Annotated in this window: 11 protein-coding genes and 2 pseudogenes; 4 read left to right on the top strand and 9 right to left on the bottom strand. The window is 72.5% G+C overall.

Annotation, left to right across the window (positions count from 1 at the left end):
* Window positions 1–118: 118 nt before the first annotated feature.
* Window positions 119–1,396, bottom strand: coding sequence for a hypothetical protein (locus ABT245_RS38625; RefSeq protein ID WP_351743541.1), 1,278 nt, complete (start codon window positions 1,394–1,396; stop codon window positions 119–121).
* A gap of 172 nt (window positions 1,397–1,568) precedes the next feature.
* Between ABT245_RS38625 and ABT245_RS38620 the strand changes: the two are divergent.
* A pseudogene (locus tag ABT245_RS38620) lies at window positions 1,569–1,694 on the top strand (DUF4429 domain-containing protein); the annotation flags it as partial.
* Window positions 1,695–1,740: 46 nt separating this feature from the next.
* On the opposite strand, the gene ABT245_RS38615 reads toward ABT245_RS38620, so the two are convergent.
* Window positions 1,741–2,541, bottom strand: a complete 801-nt coding sequence (locus ABT245_RS38615) for a class II aldolase/adducin family protein (protein WP_351743538.1) — start codon at window positions 2,539–2,541, stop codon at window positions 1,741–1,743.
* A 139-nt stretch (window positions 2,542–2,680) separates the two neighbouring features.
* Between ABT245_RS38615 and ABT245_RS38610 the strand changes: the two genes are divergently transcribed.
* Window positions 2,681–3,148, top strand: coding sequence for a pyridoxamine 5'-phosphate oxidase family protein (locus tag ABT245_RS38610; protein ID WP_351743535.1), 468 nt, complete (start codon window positions 2,681–2,683; stop codon window positions 3,146–3,148).
* 135 nt (window positions 3,149–3,283) lie between these two features.
* Here ABT245_RS38610 and guaA read toward each other — a convergent pair whose 3' ends face one another.
* Complete coding sequence (guaA, locus tag ABT245_RS38605) at window positions 3,284–4,864, bottom strand: glutamine-hydrolyzing GMP synthase (RefSeq protein WP_351743533.1); 1,581 nt, start codon at window positions 4,862–4,864, stop codon at window positions 3,284–3,286.
* Window positions 4,865–5,472: 608 nt separating this feature from the next.
* On the opposite strand from guaA, the pseudogene ABT245_RS38600 reads away from it, so the two are divergent.
* Window positions 5,473–5,760, top strand: a pseudogene (locus ABT245_RS38600) (chorismate mutase); the annotation flags it as partial.
* 1,001 nt (window positions 5,761–6,761) lie between these two features.
* Window positions 6,762–7,841 carry an LPXTG cell wall anchor domain-containing protein gene (locus tag ABT245_RS38595; protein WP_351743530.1) on the top strand — a complete coding sequence of 360 codons (1,080 nt, stop codon included), beginning with the start codon at window positions 6,762–6,764 and terminating at the stop codon, window positions 7,839–7,841.
* 89 nt (window positions 7,842–7,930) lie between these two features.
* Here the strand turns inward: ABT245_RS38595 and ABT245_RS38590 are convergent, their stop codons facing one another.
* The 6 genes from ABT245_RS38590 to ABT245_RS38565 form a co-directional block, all read right to left on the bottom strand.
* The gene (locus ABT245_RS38590; protein WP_351743527.1) at window positions 7,931–9,706 is read right to left on the bottom strand and encodes a GMC oxidoreductase; all 1,776 of its coding nucleotides are present in this window, start codon (window positions 9,704–9,706) and stop codon (window positions 7,931–7,933) included.
* A 111-nt stretch (window positions 9,707–9,817) separates the two neighbouring features.
* Window positions 9,818–11,461, bottom strand: a complete 1,644-nt coding sequence (locus ABT245_RS38585; protein WP_351743524.1) for a succinic semialdehyde dehydrogenase — start codon at window positions 11,459–11,461, stop codon at window positions 9,818–9,820.
* Window positions 11,462–11,623: 162 nt separating this feature from the next.
* On the bottom strand, window positions 11,624–13,273 hold the full coding sequence (locus ABT245_RS38580) for a serine/threonine-protein kinase (RefSeq protein WP_351743522.1): 1,650 nt from the start codon (window positions 13,271–13,273) through the stop codon (window positions 11,624–11,626).
* Between the two features lie 144 nt (window positions 13,274–13,417).
* Window positions 13,418–15,064, bottom strand: a complete 1,647-nt coding sequence (locus ABT245_RS38575) for a protein kinase domain-containing protein (RefSeq protein ID WP_351743519.1) — start codon at window positions 15,062–15,064, stop codon at window positions 13,418–13,420.
* A gap of 58 nt (window positions 15,065–15,122) precedes the next feature.
* Window positions 15,123–16,829 carry a serine/threonine-protein kinase gene (locus ABT245_RS38570; RefSeq protein ID WP_351743598.1) on the bottom strand — a complete coding sequence of 569 codons (1,707 nt, stop codon included), beginning with the start codon at window positions 16,827–16,829 and terminating at the stop codon, window positions 15,123–15,125.
* 143 nt (window positions 16,830–16,972) lie between these two features.
* Window positions 16,973–18,272 (bottom strand): serine/threonine kinase C-terminal domain-containing protein (locus tag ABT245_RS38565; RefSeq protein WP_502982266.1); only part of this gene is annotated, 1,300 nt, incomplete at its 5' end.

The following is an 18,272-nucleotide window of genomic DNA, read 5'->3' as shown; positions in this document are numbered from 1 at the left end:
TCCCCGACCATTTTCCGGGTACGGACGGACGCATGCACACCGGCCGTACCGCACCGACCGGCCACCCTCATCGACCGGCCACACATGCACATCCCTCTTGCCACTCAGGTCGCTTCCGTCACTCCGTCACCTCGACCACACAGCGGTTGGTCGCCGCCCCCGCCGCGGTGACCACCTGCACCTCCACCGACCCCGGTTCCACCTCCGCCGGCACCGGAACCCTCAGCACCCCGTCCGTCGGATTGCTGAATCCGCCGGCGACGGGCACCAGCGGCACATGCACATTGACCGCGCCGATGCGCACGACCATGCGGGAGAGCCGGTCGGCGCTCTGGGCGCCGGGCGGGACGAAGCCGGCACCGCGGATCTCGATGTCGTCACCCGTACGGATCGGCCCGTCCAGGTCGCCGGCCTCGCGGGCCCGGACCACGGAAAGGATCAGCGGGCGCCCGCCCTCCGCGTACTTGCCGGCCAGATAGGTGACGGCCGACACCAGGACCAGCACGGCCAGCCCCCAGGGCAGGTCGGGCAGTTGGTCGGGCCGACGGGCGAGCCGTACCGCGGCGAACGCCAGGGCCACCGCGCCGATCACGACGTACTGGATGTCGGCGAACGTGCCCCGGCCCGCGTCGTCGGTCAACAGGTCGGCCGCGCGCGGCCGGTGCGCCGGGACCTTCTGCAGCCGCTGGGCGAGGATGCGCAGGCCCACCACCCGCCGGACGAGCACGGCGATCCCGCAGACCACGGCGAGGACGGTCACCACGCCCGCCCCGCGAGCCAGTTCCAGACCGGAGATCAGCGCGTCACGCTCGGCGGGGTCGGAGGCCGCGGCGAGCCGTCCCGCCAGGACGAGGACCGCATACGCGACGAACAGCACCCAGGCCGCCGCGACGGTACGGGAGGTGGACAGCCGGTTGTCCTCACCGATGACCGGGGCCAGCGCACCGCCCCGGGTCCGGTGGAACCAGCACGCGGCGGTCAGCGCACAGGCCACCACCAGCGCGGCGAGCAGCCCGGCGGTGCGCGCGCCGGTCCAGCCCGCGCCGATCGCCGTGAGTGCCTGGACGAGCAGCAGCAGTACGACGGCCGCCCACAGGACGTACAGCGTGCGCCGCCACAGCCGGGCCAGCCAGGCCGCGCCCTCCGCCCGGCCGCGCTCGGCCACGGCCTCGGCCGACTGCGTCAACTCCTCGGAGACCCACTGGCGGGAGGCGGACGCCGAGTGCGCCACCGCGACCGGCAGACCCCGTCCGGCCGCGAACTCATCGCGTTTCAAGAGGAATTCGGCGACCGCCCGGCGGTGCCCCTCGCGCGCCCCGTGCGGACAGTCCCCGCAGGTGCAGCCGCCCCCGTGGACGGCCGTAGCCGCGCCCTGCCCCGCCTGCTGCACCGCCACGCCCGATGCCCGCCTTCCCCGCGACCCACGGCGCGGCCCGCGCCCCCCTGAGGGCTTGGCCGTTACCGCGTAACTCCCTTGTACTGACTGCGAATTGTGCCCCATGCCGGCCGGTCGGCCGTCGGCAGGTGCGACCACCGGGGACGAGGTGAGGGCCGGTGTGCCGACCCGGCCGCCGGAGCGTGACCCCTACGCCCTCGACCTGTGGGGCAGCGCCCGCCGCGGTCCGCTCACCGCGCTCGTGGCCACCGCGGTGACCGCCCGGCTGCCGCATCCCTCCAGCGGCCGTGCTGCGCGGTTTTCAGCACGGTCCGGGCCGGGCGGACCGGTTCGGCTGCTGCGGGCTAACTGAGCAGGTCCGGCTCGCTGCGGCTGATGTCCTGCCACAGCGGCTGGTAGTTGATCCAGGCCACCAGGTCGCCGCCCAGTTGCTCGCGGGTCGCCGCCGCCAGTCTGTGGTCGATCAGAACGGGCCGGCCGGCCGCCTTCGCCGTCAACTGCACCTGGCAGGACCGCTCCATCGACACAAACCACCAGGCCGCCGCGTCCACCGAGTCGCCGACGGTGAGCAGCCCGTGGTTGCGCAGCACGAGCGCCTTGCGGCTGCCCAGTGCGGCCGCTATCCGGCGGCCCTCCTCGGCGTCCACGGCGACGCCCGTGTAGGCGTCGTAGAGGGCGTGGTCCTCGTAGAAGGCGCAGCTCTCCTGGGTGATCGGGTCGAGCAGGTCCCCGAGCGCGGCCAGCGCCCGGCCGTGCACGGAGTGGCAGTGGGCGACCGCGACGACGTCGGGCCGGGCGGTGTGCACCTGGACATGCACGGTGAACGCGGCCTGGTTGACGTGGTAGCGGCCCTCGATGACCTGCCCGTCCTGGTTGGCCAGGACGAGATCGCTGACGGTGACGTGCTTGAACGGCATCCCGAACGGGTTGACCCAGAAGCAGTCGGAGAACTCCGGGTCGCGCGCGGTGATGTGTCCCGACACCCCGTCCTCGAACCCGGACCGCCCGAAGATCCGCAGCGCGCCGGCCAGCCGTTCCTTTCGGTGCCGTCGTTCGGCGTCGAGCGAGTCGTGCATCGGCGGCATCGCGAACTGCAACTGGTCGGTGGGCAGCGGCAAGGGCGGGGTGGGAGTCGGCCCGTGCACAGGTCCTCCAGCACTGGGTTGTGTCACGGGGCGGAAAGTTACCGTCGGTCAGCGCAGGAGAACAGAGAAGTCGCGCAAAGATGACGTCCGTAACCGAAACCTGACAGGAGATGTCGGGTATCGCTGTGAGAGTGGGCCCATGAACTGGGCAGCACTCAGCACCGCCGCACCCGACCTCGCGCAGACCGCCGAGCGGCGGTTCGGCGCGTTCCGCCATCATGTCCTCGCCACCCTGCGCAAGGACGGCTCCCCGCGCACCAGCGGACTGGAGGTCCGTTTCCTGCACGGCGAGCTGTGGCTCGGCATGATGCCGCACTCGCTCAAGGCCCTCGACCTGCGGCGCGATCCGCGCTTCGCGCTCCAGGCCAACCCCGGCTCCGGCACGGACCTGGGCGGCGGCGACATCCGGATCGGCGGACGCGCGGTGGAGGTCGAGGATCCGGAGCTGAAGGGGGCGTATGTGAAAGAGGTGGAACCGCCGCAGCCGTTCCACCTCTTCCGCGCCGAGCTGACCGAGGTCGTGCGCACCTACGTCGAGGACGACACCTATCTGGTCACCGAGGTCTGGCAGCCCGGCCGGCCCCCGCGCACCCTCAGACGGCGCTGAGCGCTCCGCTGGACGGGCCGCGCCGCGCGGCGCCGTCGGTCAACTGCGGCTCCGTCGTGGCTGGTCGCGCAGTTCCCCGCGCCCCTTCGGGCGCTGCCCCTCGCCGCAGCGGCCTTCGTCGGCGCCGTCCGGGGCTCACTCCCACTCGATGGTGCCCGGCGGCTTCGACGTCACATCGAGCACGACCCGGTTGACGTCACGGACCTCGTTGGTGATGCGGGTCGAGATCCTCGCGAGGACGTCGTACGGCAGCCGCGACCAGTCGGCGGTCATCGCGTCCTCGGAGGAGACCGGCCGCAGCACGATCGGATGACCGTAGGTGCGGCCGTCGCCCTGGACGCCCACGCTGCGCACGTCCGCGAGCAGCACCACCGGGCACTGCCAGATGTCACGGTCGAGGCCGGCCGCGGTCAGCTCCTCGCGGGCGATGGCGTCGGCCTCGCGCAGCAGGTCGAGGCGTTCCCTGGTGACCTCGCCGACGATGCGGATGCCGAGGCCGGGGCCGGGGAAGGGCTGGCGCTGGACGATCTCCGCGGGCAGGCCCAGCTCCTGGCCGACCATCCGGACCTCGTCCTTGAACAGCTTGCGCAGCGGCTCGATGAGCTGGAACTCAAGGTCCTCGGGGAGGCCGCCGACGTTGTGGTGGGACTTGATGTTGGCCGTGCCGGTGCCACCGCCGGACTCGACCACGTCCGGGTAGAGGGTGCCCTGGACCAGGAACTCCACGGCCGGGCCCTCATCGGCGATGATCTCCGCCTGGGCCTGCTCGAAGACCCGGATGAACTCACGGCCGATGATCTTCCGCTTCTCCTCGGGGTCGGAGACCCCCTTGAGCGCGGTGAGGAAGCGCTCCTCGGCGTCGACGACCTTCAGCTGGACGCCGGTGGCGGCCACGAAGTCCTTCTCGACCTGCTCGGTCTCGCCCTTGCGCATCAGACCGTGGTCGACGTAGACGCAGGTCAGCTGGGAGCCGATGGCGCGCTGGACGAGTGCGGCGGCCACCGCGGAGTCCACGCCGCCGGACAGGCCGCAGATCGCCCGCTTGTCGCCGACCTGCTCGCGGATCGCGGCGACCTGCTCCTCGATCACATTGCCGGTGGTCCAGGACGGGGTGAGGCGCGCGCCGCGGTACAGGAAGTGCTCCAGTACCTGCTGGCCGTACGTGGAGTGCATCACCTCGGGGTGGTGCTGGACGCCGTACAGCCGCTTCTCGTCGTTCTCGAAGGCGGCCACCGGGACGACGTCCGTGGAAGCCGTGACCGAGAAGCCCGCCGGGGCGGCGGAGCAGGCGTCGCCGTGCGACATCCACACGGCCTGCTCGGCGGGGGTGCCCTCGAACAGGGTGGAGGACGGCTTGGAGACATGCAGGTCGGTGCGGCCGTACTCACGGGCGCCGGTGTTGTCCACCGTGCCGCCGAGGGCCTGGGCCATCAGCTGGAAGCCGTAGCACATGCCGAGCACGGGGACGCCGGCCTCGAACAGCGCGCGGTCCACGGTGGGGGCGCCCGCCTCGTACACCGACGAGGGGCCGCCGGAGAGGATGATCGCCGCGGGGTTCTTGGCGAGCATCTCGGCGACCGGCATGGTGCTCGGCACGATCTCGCTGTAGACCCGCGCCTCGCGGACACGACGGGCGATGAGCTGGGCGTACTGCGCGCCGAAGTCGACGACCAGGACGGTGTCGGGGGTGGCGGCAGCGGGAGTCGCTGATGACACGGGGTGCCTTCCGGCGGGTCGGGCGGGGGTCTGTGGTTACCGATTCTAACGGCGGGCCGCAGCACCCCTCACCGCCTCCAGGCCCGGCCCCTGCCCCAGGCCCACACGACCCCCGCATCCCGGACCCGCCCACCACCACCGACCGGCCCGCGGCGAACCCGCCGACCGCCTGTCGGCCCGTCCGCCCGCCCGCACGTGGCCCACCGGGACGCCTGTCGGCCCGTCCGCCCGCCCGCACGTGGCCCACCGGGACGCCTGTCGGCCCGTCCGCCCGGCCCCGGACCATGTCCGCCCGCCGGCCGCGTCCACCCGTCCGCCCGCCGACCCTTCCACTCACCCGCCCCGGCCCGCACCCACCTGCCCGACCGACCGCCGGGCGGCCGTCGGTTCGCTCGGCCAGGTGGGTGTCGGGGGAGCCGTGGCATACTGGACGCATGCTTGCGCACTCGACCTTCGTCTTTACCTATGGCATCCGGCCCGCCGGCTGCCATGGTCGTGCTGCTTGAGCAACTGACAAGCGACTTCCCAGGCGCCCCGGGCCGACAAGGCCCGGGGCGTTTGACGTTTCCGGAGCCTGCCGGGCCGGGGTACCACCGACAAGGAGCCCCGACATGACCGCCACCACCGAGAAGACCGGCGCCCGCACGACCGAGGCGGCCGACACCATCACCGACGCCCGAGAACGCATCGACGCGCTCGACGACCGGATCATCGGGCTCGTCCAGGAGCGGATGGCCGTGTCCGCGGTGATCCAGGAGGCGCGGATCGCCTCCGGCGGGCGGCGCGTGAATCTCTCCCGGGAAATGGAGATCCTCGGCCGTTACCGGCAGGAACTGGGCAAGCCCGGTACCGCGCTCGCGATGACGCTCCTCGAACTGAGCCGGGGTCGCATCTGAGTTCGGCCCCCCTCTCACTCGTACGGCGCGTGACCGCCGCGCCCACCGCTTCGTTGGTCCCGGTGTCCGTGCCAGCCAGGGGCGGGCCAGAAGAACCACGCGTGGCTCGCTGGAGCGATGAGGCGTACGGATCGTGCCGTGCGTCGTGGGACCTCGCTCCAGGGAAGTGACCGGACGGCAGGGGACAGCAGCCCGGTCACCCAGGAGAACCGGCCGGCTCCGGGGACGCCCGGGGCCGACCGGCGGAACCCCCCAAGTCCCCCACAGACAACCGCACCGCAGTGCACGGCCCGTCTGCCAGGTCGAGACCATGCGCGCCCCGGGTGCGCCCGGGCGCCGACCGAGGGCATGACGGTGCAGGACTGACGAGAGGACAAGTGGCGCGCACCCCCCGGCGCCACTCCCGGGCACCGACGCCGCCCTGACGCGTCGGTGCGGACGGAAGGGGCCTCGCGGATTCCGTCCCGCGGGGCCCTTTCGCACCGGCCCGCACCCCACTTGGCCCGCACCCCACTCAAACGCGTCGTCCTTCCGGCTCACAGCCACCGAAGAACCACACCGCTTCAGCCCCGCTCCACCCGCCCACGCGTGGCCTACGGCGGCCCGCGTCCAAGCCCACCGCACGCCCCGGCGCTGCCCCGGCACCCGGCACGGGCCCGTCTCCGGCGGGGAGCCGATGTCGCCCGTCAGCCGTGGTGCGGGCCGGCGGTGTTGCGTCGCCCACCCCGCTCACACCACCCACGCGTGATCCGCGGCGGCCCGCACCCCAAGCCCACCCGGCCCCCGTCGGCCTCATGAGGAGGCGGGGGCGGTCAGGTTGGTGTGACTCAGGCCACATAAAAATTCTGTGAGCGCGGACGCAACCTTTGGGTGATCTCGCTGATCAAACCTGCAGACACCAACGAGATCAAAAACTTCACCAAAACCCAGTGACACCAGCACAGTCAGGGACCCAACCCGCGCCCCACACGCGGAGCCCACCCGCAAGGTGCTGCCCGCCAGTGGCACCCGGACTCCACGAGGTCTTCATGAATCTTCGCCGTGCCATGGTGGCAGCGGCCGCGACGGCCGTCATAGCCCCGCTCGCCCTGCTGTCCGCGCCCGCCGCGTTCGCGGAGAAGTCGACGTCGCCGGGTCCCACGGAGAGCGTGTCGACCGAGCCCGCCAACACGCCGAGCGACTCCACCTCACCGTCCGACACGGGGCTGCCGACGAACACCGCCGAGCCGAGCGGGAGCACATCGCCGAGCGAGAGCACATCGCCGAGTGAGAGCACGTCGCCGAGCGACACGCCCGCCCCGAGCGACAGCACGAGCCCGTCGACCTCGCCCGAGCCCTCCGATTCGGCCAACCCGACCGAGACCCCCTCGGACCCGGAGGCGCCGTACTGCGAGGACCTCGACGGCACATACCGCGCCAAGGTGTCCACGGACATCAAGGGCCTGCCCGGCAAGATCGTCGCGGGTGACGGCTTCCACCCGTTCAAACTGGTCGTCACGAACGACTCCAAGGCCGACGTCGAGGACGTCTACTTCTACGCCGAGATCGAGAACTACGAGTTCGACGACGAGGCGAAGTACCTGAGCCCGCATGTGAACCTTCAGTTCAAGAACCCCGTGGACGGCTCCTGGGACCGCATCGGCGACGAGGAGTGGGCCGGTGACGTCTTCTTCCGCGCGAAGCAGCTGAAGGCCGGCGCCAGCGAGTCCATCGACCTGCGCGTCAGCATCGACGCCAAGGCTCCCGCGGGCGACGCCTACTCCTTCGGCTCCGGCGCCTACCTCGATGACGTCGACGGCGAGTCCTGCCTCGCCGAGGGCTGGGCGATGTACGACTTCGAGGTCCTGAAGGCCGGTTCACCGAACCCCGACCCCGGTTCCGCCACCCCGAGCGACAAGGGCGGCAAGGGTTCGGTGAAGAAGCCGCAGGGAGACTTCTCCTCCGTGCCGACCGGCAACCTCGCCGACACCGGCTCCAACTCCGCGCTGCCCGTGATCGGCCTCGTCGGCGGTATCGCCGTCGTCGCCGGCGCGGGCGCGGTGTTCGCGGTGCGCCGGCGCAAGGCCGACGCGAACGCGTAAGGCCGGCGCGGGGGAGGACGAAGGAGAGGGAGCTGCGCTCGGAGGGGGGCGCAGGTCCCTCTCTTTCGTCCTCCCCCACCCGCTGCCGCCTACGGCTTGGGCGGCACCGTCGGCATCCCGAGGAACAGCAGACGCAGGGCACCGAAGGCGTCCGCGGGAACCGCGGGGGTGCGCGGCTCCACCGGCTTCAGCCGCTCGTACGCCGCCCCCTGCGCCGGACGCGGGTCCGCCTCGCCCTTGTTGGGCCAGTACGACATCGCCCGCTCGGCCTGCGCGGTGATGGTGAGGGACGGGTTGACGCCCAGGTTCGCCGAGACCGCCGCGCCGTCCACCACCGAGATGCCGGGGTGCCCGTACAGCCGGTGGTAGGGGTCGATGACACCCGTCTCGCGTGAGTCGCCGATCGGGCAGCCGCCGAGGAAGTGGGCGGTGAGCGGGGTGCCCATCAACTCGCCTATGTTGCTGCCCGGGAAGCCGTTGATCTCCTGGGCCAGCGCGGACGCGGCCTCCGAGGCCGCCTTGATCTGCTGGGGGTTGGGCGCGCCGTGCCCCTGCCGGGCGGTGAGCAGGCCCTTGCCGACGCCGTCCGGTTTCAGGTACGTCGTCAGGGAGTTGTCCAGGGACTGCATGACCAGGCCGATGATGGTCCGTTCCGACCAGCGTCGGTTGGACAGGGACCGGACCACCAGCCACGGGTGCCGGGCGGCGTTGGCCAGCCAGGCCAGAACGCGCGAGGAGCCCTCGGCGTAGGGGACTTGGAGGATCGACAGGCCGCCCATCGAGTTCGAGCCCTTGCCGTAGCGGACCGGCTCGATATGGGTGTCGGCGTCCGGGTGGATGGAGGACGTGATCGCCACGCCCTGGGTGAAGTCGGCCTTCGAGGTGCCGTGTGCCGTGCGGTAGCGGCGGTCGTCGGTCTGCGCGCCCACCAGCGCCTCCGAGTTGGTCCGGGTCAGCTCGCCCAACCGGTCCGAGAGGTACGGCAGTTGGCCGTTGGCCTTCATACGGTGCAGCAGGGTCTGGGTGCCGTAGGTGCCGGCGGCCAGCACCACCCGGTAGGCCGTGAAGGTCCGGCCCGCACCCTTTCTGCGGTCGGTCGGCAGGGTGGCCACCGCGTAGCCGCCCCGCGAGTCGTCGGTGACGGACACGGCCGTCGTCATCGGGTGCAGCACCGCGCCCGCCCGCTCGGCGAGGTGGAGGTAGTTCTCGTTGAGGGTGTTCTTCGCCCCGTGCCGGCAGCCCGTCATGCACTCGCCGCACTCGGTGCAGGCCCGGCGGGCCGGTCCCGCGCCGCCGAAGTAGGGGTCCGCGACCCGCTCCCCCGGGCGCGCCCTCGTCCTGCCGTCCGCGTCCTCGCCGTCGCCGAAGAACACCCCGACCGGGGCCGGACGGAAGGTGTCGCCCACGCCCATCCGCTGGGCCGCGGCCTTCAGGTGCACGTCGGAGGGGGTCATGGTCGGGTTGAGCCGTACGCCGAGCATCCGCCGGGCCTGGTCGTAGTAGGGCGTCAGCTCCTCCTGCCAGTCGGTGATGTCCTTCCACTGCGGGTCGTCGAAGAACGCCCTGGGCGGTACGTAGAGGGTGTTGGCGTAGTTCAGGGAGCCGCCGCCCACGCCCGCGCCGGCCAGGACCATGACGTTGCCGAGCAGGTGGATGCGCTGGATGCCGTACATGCCGAGCCTGGGCGCCCAGAGGTAGTTCCTGAGGTCCCAGGAGTTCTCGGGGAGGGTCTCGCGGGTGAAGCGGCGGCCGGCTTCGAGGACGCCGACGCGGTACCCCTTCTCGGTCAGGCGCAGGGCGGTCACGGAACCGCCGAAGCCGGAACCGACGACGATGACGTCGTAGTCGTAGCTGTCCTGGGGCACGAGGTCTCCTCATCGAGTGGTGCGCGCTGAAGGGGCGCGGAAGACCGCGCGACCGGCCACGACGGCCTCGTGGACGACCGACGGCACACCGCGGCATGTCCGGCGGAGCGCTCAGCGGAACCGGAGAGCCTTCATGAGCCGCAGGCTCCCGCTCATGAACCGGGCGTACTTCTCGTCGTCCATCCCCAGCGCCGGGGCCATCGGGAGCAGCCGCTGCTGGGCCACCGTCTGGGCCTCGGTGTACTTGAGGATGCCCTCCGAGCCGTGCCGGCGGCCGAGGCCGGAGTCCTTCATGCCGCCCATCGGGGACTGGACGCTGCCGTACGCGGACGCATAAGCCTCGTTGACGTTGACCGTGCCCGTGCGCAGGCGCGCGGCGACGGCCCTGCCGCGCCGGCCGTCCTTCGTCCACACCGACGAGTTCAGGCCGTAGGGCGTGGAGTTGGCGTGCTCGATCGCCTCGTCCTCGGTCGTGAAGCGGTACACCGACACGACCGGTCCGAAGGTCTCCTCGGTGCAGACGGCCATGGGTGCCTCGACGCCGTCGAGGATGGTGGGTTCGAAGAAGTACGGGCCGATGTCCGGGCGGGCCACACCGCCGGCGATCACCTTGGCGCCCTTGGCGACGGCCTCCGTCACATGCCGTCGTACGGTCTCCAGCTGTCGTTCCCCGGCGAGGGAGCCCATATCGGCGCCGTAGGCGAGGCAGGAGCCGAGCCGGAGGGCCCTGGTGCGGGCGGCGAACCGGTCGAGGAAGGCATCGGCGACCGACTCGTGGACGTACAACCGCTCGATGGAGACGCAGAGTTGACCGGCGGAGGAGAAGCAGGCGCGGACGGCGCCGGCGGCGGCCTTCTCGATGTCGGCGTCGGCGAGCACCAGCATGGCATTCTTGCCGCCGAGTTCGAGGGAGACGCCGACCAGCCGGGCGGCGGCGCCGCGGGCCACCTCGCGCCCGGTGCGGGTGGAGCCGGTGAAGGAGACGTAGTCGGCGTGCCGTACGACCTCGGGGCCGACGACCGGCCCGTCGCCGAGGACCACCTGGAAGACACCGGCGGGCAGCCCGGCCTCGATCAGCAGATCGCGTGCCCACAGGGCGGTCAGGCAGGTCTCGGTGTCCGGCTTCGTCACGACCGCGTTGCCGGCGACGAGGGCGGGCAGCGCATCGCCGACCGACAGCTCCAGGGGGTAGTTCCAGGGAGCGATCTGGCCGACGACCCCGCGCGGGTGACGCAGTTCGGTGACCTTGGTCAGGGTGGGCACCGCGCCCGTGTGCCGCTTGGGCCGGAGGTAGGCAGGCGCCTTACGGCCGTAGTGACGGGCGGCGACGGCGACGGACTGGACCTCCTCGTGGGCGTGCAGCCGCGCCTTGCCGCTCTCCAGCTGGATCAGGTCGAGGACCTCGGCCTGCCGTTCGAGCACCAGGTCGTGGAAGCGCAGCAGCACGGCGGCCCGCTGCCGCACCGGGGTCCGCTCCCATACGGCCTGGGCGGCGCGGGCGGCCTGGAACGCCTTGAGCACGTCCTCGGGCGTGGACTTGGGCAGATCGGCCAGCTTCTCGCCGGTGAACGGCGTGTGGTTGGCGGTGCGGCCGGAGCCGATGACGCCCTTGGTGAGCTGGGCGACCAGCTCCGGTGTGACCACGTCGGCGGCGGTCCGCGCGCCCTCGGGAGCGGGGGCGAGGGGGTTCGTGCCGGTGCCGGTCACGTCCGTGGGCCGTGCCTGCGCCTGTTCCTGGGCCTGCGAGTCGGTCATGAGCGGCAGGGTATTCGGGAGCGGAAACTTTGGGTACCCGTCGGTAACAGCCGCGTGACAACGTCACCCCCACCTCGTACCCGTCACGTCGCCCCATCACGTCCGCAGCGTCCTTGTCGACGCGGGCGTCCCGCCGCGGGTAGACCATCGACGCCCCCTCGTTCAGGGCTTGGCGACGTTCAGATGCTCGATGGCCGTCCTGGCCACCTCGCGGCCCCGGGCCGTGAAGTCGCCCCTGCCCGGATAGCCGATGGTGAGCTTGTACATGTCCCCGGCCTTGGTCCGGTAGTAGAAGACACGCAGTTCGCGGGGGCGGGGGTCCTGACTGTCGGTCGTCGTGTAGGTGACCGTGTTCTGGGCCGCCGGCCTGCCGTGGAACCCGATGTTGTCGTCCGGTCTCGTCCCCGGCCCCTCGGGCATGGAGAGGCTGTAGTCGCCGTCGTCCTTGAACTTCTCGTTGTCCGCGTACATCTGGGAGGCCGCGGAGTCCTTGATCTGACGCAGGGAGTCGTCGGACTTCCTGCTCAGGTTCAGGCCGATCCAGATGGCGCCGCTCGGATCGGAATAGGTGACCCAGTTCTGGTCGGTGTCGCTGTTTTCCGGGTGAACGGCCTTGTACGCCGCCGGAACCGCCAGCGTCGCGCCCAGGTTCTTCTCCGCCCTCGTCGCCCAGTGCGCCGGGAGGGAGCCGCCGAACGGGTCGGCGAGCAGCAGATACCCCGCCACCGCCGCGGCGACCACGGCCGCGCCGAGACCGAACCAGGTTCCGCGGCCCGGCCGGAACCCGCGGCCGGCCCGGCCCGCGGACGAGGGCGGCCCGGCGGGCCCCGGAGCCGGGGGACGCGCGGCCGCCTCCAGCAGGGCGCGGACCCGGGCCGCGTCCGGACGGTGCGCCGGGTCCTTCTCCAGCAGCCCGTTCACGGCCTCGGCGAGCGGGCCGTGCGCGGCGGCGGGCGGCGCGGGGGTCGCGTGGAGGACCGACTGGAGCGTGGCGGCGGTGTTGCTGCGGCGGAAGGGCGAGACGCCCTCCGTGGCCGCGTACAGGACCACGCCGAGGGACCACAGGTCCGAGGCGGGGCCGGGGCGTCTGCCCAACACCCGTTCCGGCGCGATGTACTCGGGTGATCCGACGAAGCCGCCCGTGTCGGTCAGATCGGTCTCGCCCTCGATCTGCGCGATGCCGAAGTCGGTGAGGACGACCCGGTCGTGCCGGCCGAGCAGGACGTTGTCGGGCTTGACGTCACGGTGCAGCACACCCGCCGCGTGCGCGGCCTCCAGCGCGCCGAGCACCTGGAGGCCGACCCGGGCCGCCTCGCGTGTGTCCAGGGTGCCCTCCTGGAGCGCGCTGCCCAGCGAACGCCCCCGCACCAGCTCCATCACGATCCACGGCCGGCCGTCGACGACCGCCACGTCATGGACGTTCACCACCGCCGGGTGGTCGAGACGGGCCGCCGCGCGCGCCTCGCGTCGCATCCGCTCGAAGGCGTTCGCGCGTTCCTGTTCGGGAAGATGGTCCGGAACCCGCGGCTCCTTCACCGCGACCTCACGGTCCACCGTCTCGTCCTCGGCCCGCCACACCGTGCCCATGCCGCCGTCGCCGAGCTTCGACAGCAGCCGGTAGCGCCCGGCTATCAGACGGCCGGTACCCAGGTCCCGCGCGGGCTGTGGCGACTCGGGCCGCTGCGGCGCCAGTTGGGTCGGCGCCGCGTACGGATTGCTCGGATGCGGCACGTGCGCGGGCGGGTTGGGCGGTTGCAGACCAAAACTCGTCGGCTCGTCGGCACGGTGCTGGGCTCCCCCGTTGCTGCTCATGCGTCCATCCATATCGCGCCACACGGCGACACAGCCACACCCGCCGCCAACCGGTCACAGACCCGTGACCCACCAGGCCGCGCACACCCCGTGCCGGTCGTGGGCGAGGTGTGCGGGGCGCGGCGCGGTGAGTCGGGCGTGGCGTCAGTCGCGCGCGAACGTGTCGAGGGCCACGTCGAAGTGTTCCCGGGCCGCGCGGGTCTCGCCCACCGGCGCCGACACCCATACGTCGTACAGCCGGCCGTTCTCCTCCCAGCACAGGTCGTAGGTGTGCCGTGGCCCCTCCACCGCGCTGAAGCCGCTCCAGCTGAACTCCCAGAGCGCGGCCGGTCGTCCACGGTGCGTGGCCTCGCTCACCCGGCCGTCGCGGTACCCGGGGTTGGTGCGCGGGCCCTCGGCCGCCGCCCGGCGCAGCACCCCGAGCGGGCCGCCCGGCCCGGGTTCGGTGACCTTGATGCCGAGCCGGAAGGTCGCCCCCGGCGACAGATAGAAGACCCGCTCGTCCTGCGGATCGCGGGTGAAGTCCTCGGGCACGGCGAGGGAGAAGCCCGCGGGGTCCCGGGCAGTGCGATAGCCCGAGGGTGCCGGGCTGGCGCCGGAGGCGGTGGACGCGCCGGGCGAAGGTGCCGCGCTCGCCGACGTACCAGGCGCGGACGTACCAGGCGCCGGTGTACCGGACGCGGACGCGCCGGGCGCAGGTGTGCCCGGCGCCGTGCTCGCCGACGTGCCGGGCGCCGGACTCGTCGGTGCGCCGCCGCCGTCCCCGTCGCGGTTGATCAGCAGGGCCGCCGCCGAGATGCCCGCCCCGGCCATCGCCGCCACCAGCAGCGCCGCCACCAGCACACCCCGCCGGGACACCCGTAACGGCCGCCGGCCGGCCGGCACCGGCCTCGGCACATCCCGCTGGGTCGGCGCATACACGCCGGCCGGCCGCGACCCGTCGGCCTGCTGCGGCGTACGGCCGGTCTCCAGGAACGCGCGCAGCATCCGCTCCGCCTCGGCCGCCCCCAGCCGCCGGGCCGGGTCGCGTTCCAGCAGGCCCCGGACGACCGGCAGCAGCGGCTCGGCCTCGGTGGGCGGCCGGATCTCGGCGGCGACCACGGCGTGCAGGATGCCGCCGAGCGAGTCGCGCCGGAACGGCGACTCGCCGCTGAGCGCCGCGCACAGCAGCGCGCCGAGCGACCACAGGTCGGACGCGGGCCCGGCCCGGTTCCCGGACATCCGCTCGGGCGCGGTGTATTCGGGTGAGCCGACGAAGGAGCCGGTCTCGGTGAGCGTGGTGGCGCCCGAGACCTGTGCGACACCGAAGTCGGTGAGCACGACCCGGTCGGTGCCCGACTCGATCAGGACGTTGGCGGGTTTGATGTCGCGGTGCAGAACACCGGCCTCGTGCGCGGTGTGCAGCGCGCCGAGCAGGGCGATGCCGATGCGGGCGGCCTCGGCGGCGTCGACCGGTCCGTGCCGCGTGATCCGGTCGGCGAGCGAGTCGCCGTCGATCAGCTCCATGACGATGCAGGAGCGTTCGTCGTGCTCCACGACGTCGTGTACGACGATGATGTGCGGATGGTGCAGCTGCGCCACCGCGCGGGCCTCGCGCAGGGTGCGGTCGCGGTGCAGCCGGGCGTCGTCGCCCGAGAGGGAGGCGTCATGGGTGAGTTCCTTGACCGCGACCCCGCGCCCCAGCAACTGGTCGGCCGCCCGCCACACGACGCCCATCCCGCCGCGCCCGAGCCGGGCCTCCAGGCGGTAACGGCCCGCGATCACACGGAAGTCGTCCCCCTCGGTCCCCATGAGGCCCATCATGCCGCACCGGACGCTCTGCTTCCGGGGCGCCGACCGGCCAAGCGTGTCAGCCCTCGGGCGGCTGCCAGCTCTGCAGCACCCAGGTGAACTGCCGGCTCGCCGTCGCCCAGTCCTCGGCCGGCGACGACATGTAGATCACGTACTCGGCGCCGTCACGGCCGATGTACGTCTCCTCGATGGCGCGGCGCGGACCGGCGACATACGGCGGGTCCTTCGCCAGCGCGGTCCAGGTGTACTCCCACAGCGCGCCCTTGCGGTCACGGTAGGTGTTCTCCTCCATCGTCACCCGCTCGTAGTCCACCAGCCGCTGCAACTGCTGTTCCAGGTCCTGCTGATGCTGGTAGGGCTCGGCGAAGTCCGGTGAGCCGTCGATGGAGATACGGACGAAGTGCTTGCCGCCGTCGGGTGTGTAGTCGACCTGCTTGAGGTGGCCCTCCATGCCGTACACCTGTCGCTTCCAGCCCTTGGGCAGGGACAGGGTGAAGCCCAGCGGGTCGTTGACGGTCTGCCAGTCGGCCGGCACCGTCGCGTCCTCGGTAGGCGTGGGGCTGGGGGTGGCGGTGGCCGGGTCGGTGGCCGAGACCGTGGGGTCGGGCGTGGTCACGGCCGCGTCGTGGTTCTGCCGTCCGGTGCCCAGTTCCTGCAGTGCCAGCGCGGCGGCGCCGCCCACGACGGCGGCCGCTACGACCACCAGCGCGAAGGTGCGCAGGGGCCGCCGGGGGCGGGCGGGCGGCGCGGCCGGCCCGAGGGGCAGCGGCGCCGTGCCCGGCACCGGCGGGGTCACCGGGTGCGTCCCGTACGGAGTCACCGGGTGCGTCCCGTACGGGGCTGCCGGCTGCGTCCCGTACGGGGCTTCCGTGGCGGAGCCGTACTCGATGGGCTCGGCCGGACGGGACGCCACGTCCCGTGTCGGCACGAACGCCTGCGCCGCACCGGGCCGCCGCCCTTCCGCCGCCTCCGCGAGCATCTGCTCCGTCTCAGCGGCGTCCGGCCGCTCGGCGGGGTCCTTGCGCAGCAGGGCGGTGATGACGGGGCCGAGCGCACCGGCCGACCGGGGCTCGTCGGCCTCGTCCTCGACGACCGCCTGCATGGTGCTCAGCGGTGAGGTGCGGCGGAACGGCGACCGGCCCTCCACCGCCGTGTACAGCGTGGCGCCCAGCGCCCACAGGTCGGAGGCGGGGCCCGGGTCGTGGCCGCGCACCCGTTCCGGCGCGAGGTAGTCGACCGAACCGACGACCTCTCCGGTGCGGGTGATGGTGGAGTCGCCCTCTATCTGGGCGATGCCGAAGTCGGTGAGCAGGACCCGGCCGTCCCGCCCGAGCAGCACGTTGCCCGGCTTGACGTCGCGGTGCAGAACGCCGGCGGTGTGCGCGGCGCGCAGCGCCCGCAGCACCCACAGTCCGATGCGCGCGGACTCCTGCGGCTCGACCCGGCCCTGCTCCTTGACCGCGTCGGCCAGCGAGTTGCCCTCGACCAGCTCCATCACGATCCACGGGCGGCCGTCGTGTTCCAGCACATCGTGCACGGTGACGACGGCGGAGTGGTTGATACGGGCCGCCGCGCGGGCCTCGGCCCGGGTGCGGGCGAGCAGCATGGCCTGGTCGCTGTCGGAGACGTAGAACGCGGCCGTCAACTCCTTGATGGCGACCGCCCGGTGCAGCACCTCGTCGTGTGCGCGCCACACCCGGCCCATGCCCCCGCTGCCGATGGAGTCGACGAGCCGGTAGCGGCCCGCGACGAGCCGGCCCTGCATCTGATTCACGTTGCCCCGCAATGGTCTTGACAGGGTCAGACTAGGGACCGCCAGTCGTTCATGGAACGGGCGGAGTGCCATGGAGACCGCACTGTGACGGTTTTCGCTTCCACAAGCCCGCGGGAACCGAACGCGAAGGGGCGTCAGCGGGTGTACCGGTACGTCTGCGACGCCTGCTCGTACAGCCGTGTCACCTCGTCCCGTTCGGCCTCCGGGCCGCGCACCTGCAGCACGTGGTAGCGGCCGTCGATGAGCATGGCGATATTGCGTACGAACAGGTCGCGCCCCTGGTCGTCGGTCCAGGTGAACTGCCCCTCCGCCATGGTCCTGCCGCCCACCTCGATGGTCCGCAGCCCGGCGGCGGTGGCCCAGCTGGAGTCGCGGTAGGGCTGCAGTTCGCTCTCCTTGTCCCGCTGGTACACCATCGGGTCGCTGCCGTACTTGGCCGCGCTGTCCCGGCCCGGCACGACAACCAGTTGGAAGTCGCCGTGCGTGTAGAGCACCTGCCCGAGGCCGTTACGGGGCGTGCGGTCCCAGCCGTCGGCGACGGCGATCCGGAAGCCCTCGGGGTCCTTGCGCAGGGTGAAACCGTCGGCGGCGGAGGGTCCTTCGGTGGTCTGCGTCTCGGTGGACGGTGCCGACGAGGTCTTCTCTGACGCGTCCGTCGAGGGCGCGGTGCTCGCCCCGCCCGAGGGCGCGGGCGCCTGGCTCACCTGGCCTGCGGGCCCGGTCCGCTCGCCGTCCGCCGCGTCGGTGCTGTCCGTCTTCGGCATGAACAGCACCGCGTATGCGATCGTGCCCGCCAGCAGGAGCAGAATCAGCAGGAGCAGGGTGCGGCCCAGGCGGCGTGGGGATGCGGTCTCCTGCCGGGCCCGCTTGTGCCGCCCGTGCGCGCTGGTCGCGGGCAGTCCGGCGCGGCGTCTGCGCACCAGTTCGCCGCGGCGCCGCACGATCGGCAGCCGCTTGGGGTCGGCGGGCGGCGCGGCGACCACATGGGTGCCGGCGTCCGGCTCGGGCGCGGACCGCACCAGGGAGCGCAGCCAGCCGCTCAGTTCCTCGAAGTCCGGCCGCTCGGTGGGGTCCTGACGCAGCAACGACTCGACGACCGGACGCAGCGGCCCGCACTCCTCCGCGAAGGCGGGCGGCTCCGCGCACACCAACTGGACCAGCTCGGCCGTGGACTCCTCCGGATAGGGCGCATGTCCCTGTACGGCCCTGAACAGCAGCGCGCCGAGCGCCCACAGGTCGGTGGCGGGGCCGATCGGGGCGGCCAGCTGCCAGTTCTCGTGCACCGGCCCGGCCTGCTCCGGTGCCCAGCGCTCGGTCACCGGTCCCACCACGGTCATCCGCACCTGCCGTGCCCGTTCCGCGGCGAGCGCCGTGGCGGGGCCCCGCCGGGCGGGGGCGCCGGCGGCCGGCTCGCCCCAGCGGGCGGACGGCAGC

Source organism: Streptomyces sp. NPDC001508, from assembly GCF_040298665.1.
GTDB lineage: Bacteria > Actinomycetota > Actinomycetes > Streptomycetales > Streptomycetaceae > Streptomyces.
Note: the sequence above shows the minus strand (reverse complement) of the source record. Positions and strands in the feature narration are given on the sequence as shown.

What these genes read in the sequence shown, in the direction of transcription:
- ABT245_RS38610 (WP_351743535.1), top strand. Translation starts at nt 2,681, where the DNA reads ATGAACTGGGCAGCACTCAGCACCGCCGCACCCGACCTCGCGCAGACC.
- ABT245_RS38585 (WP_351743524.1), bottom strand. Translation starts at nt 11,461, where the DNA reads ATGACCGACTCGCAGGCCCAGGAACAGGCGCAGGCACGGCCCACGGAC.
- ABT245_RS38580 (WP_351743522.1), bottom strand. Translation starts at nt 13,273, where the DNA reads ATGAGCAGCAACGGGGGAGCCCAGCACCGTGCCGACGAGCCGACGAGT.
- ABT245_RS38575 (WP_351743519.1), bottom strand. Translation starts at nt 15,064, where the DNA reads ATGGGGACCGAGGGGGACGACTTCCGTGTGATCGCGGGCCGTTACCGC.
- ABT245_RS38570 (WP_351743598.1), bottom strand. Translation starts at nt 16,829, where the DNA reads ATGCAGGGCCGGCTCGTCGCGGGCCGCTACCGGCTCGTCGACTCCATC.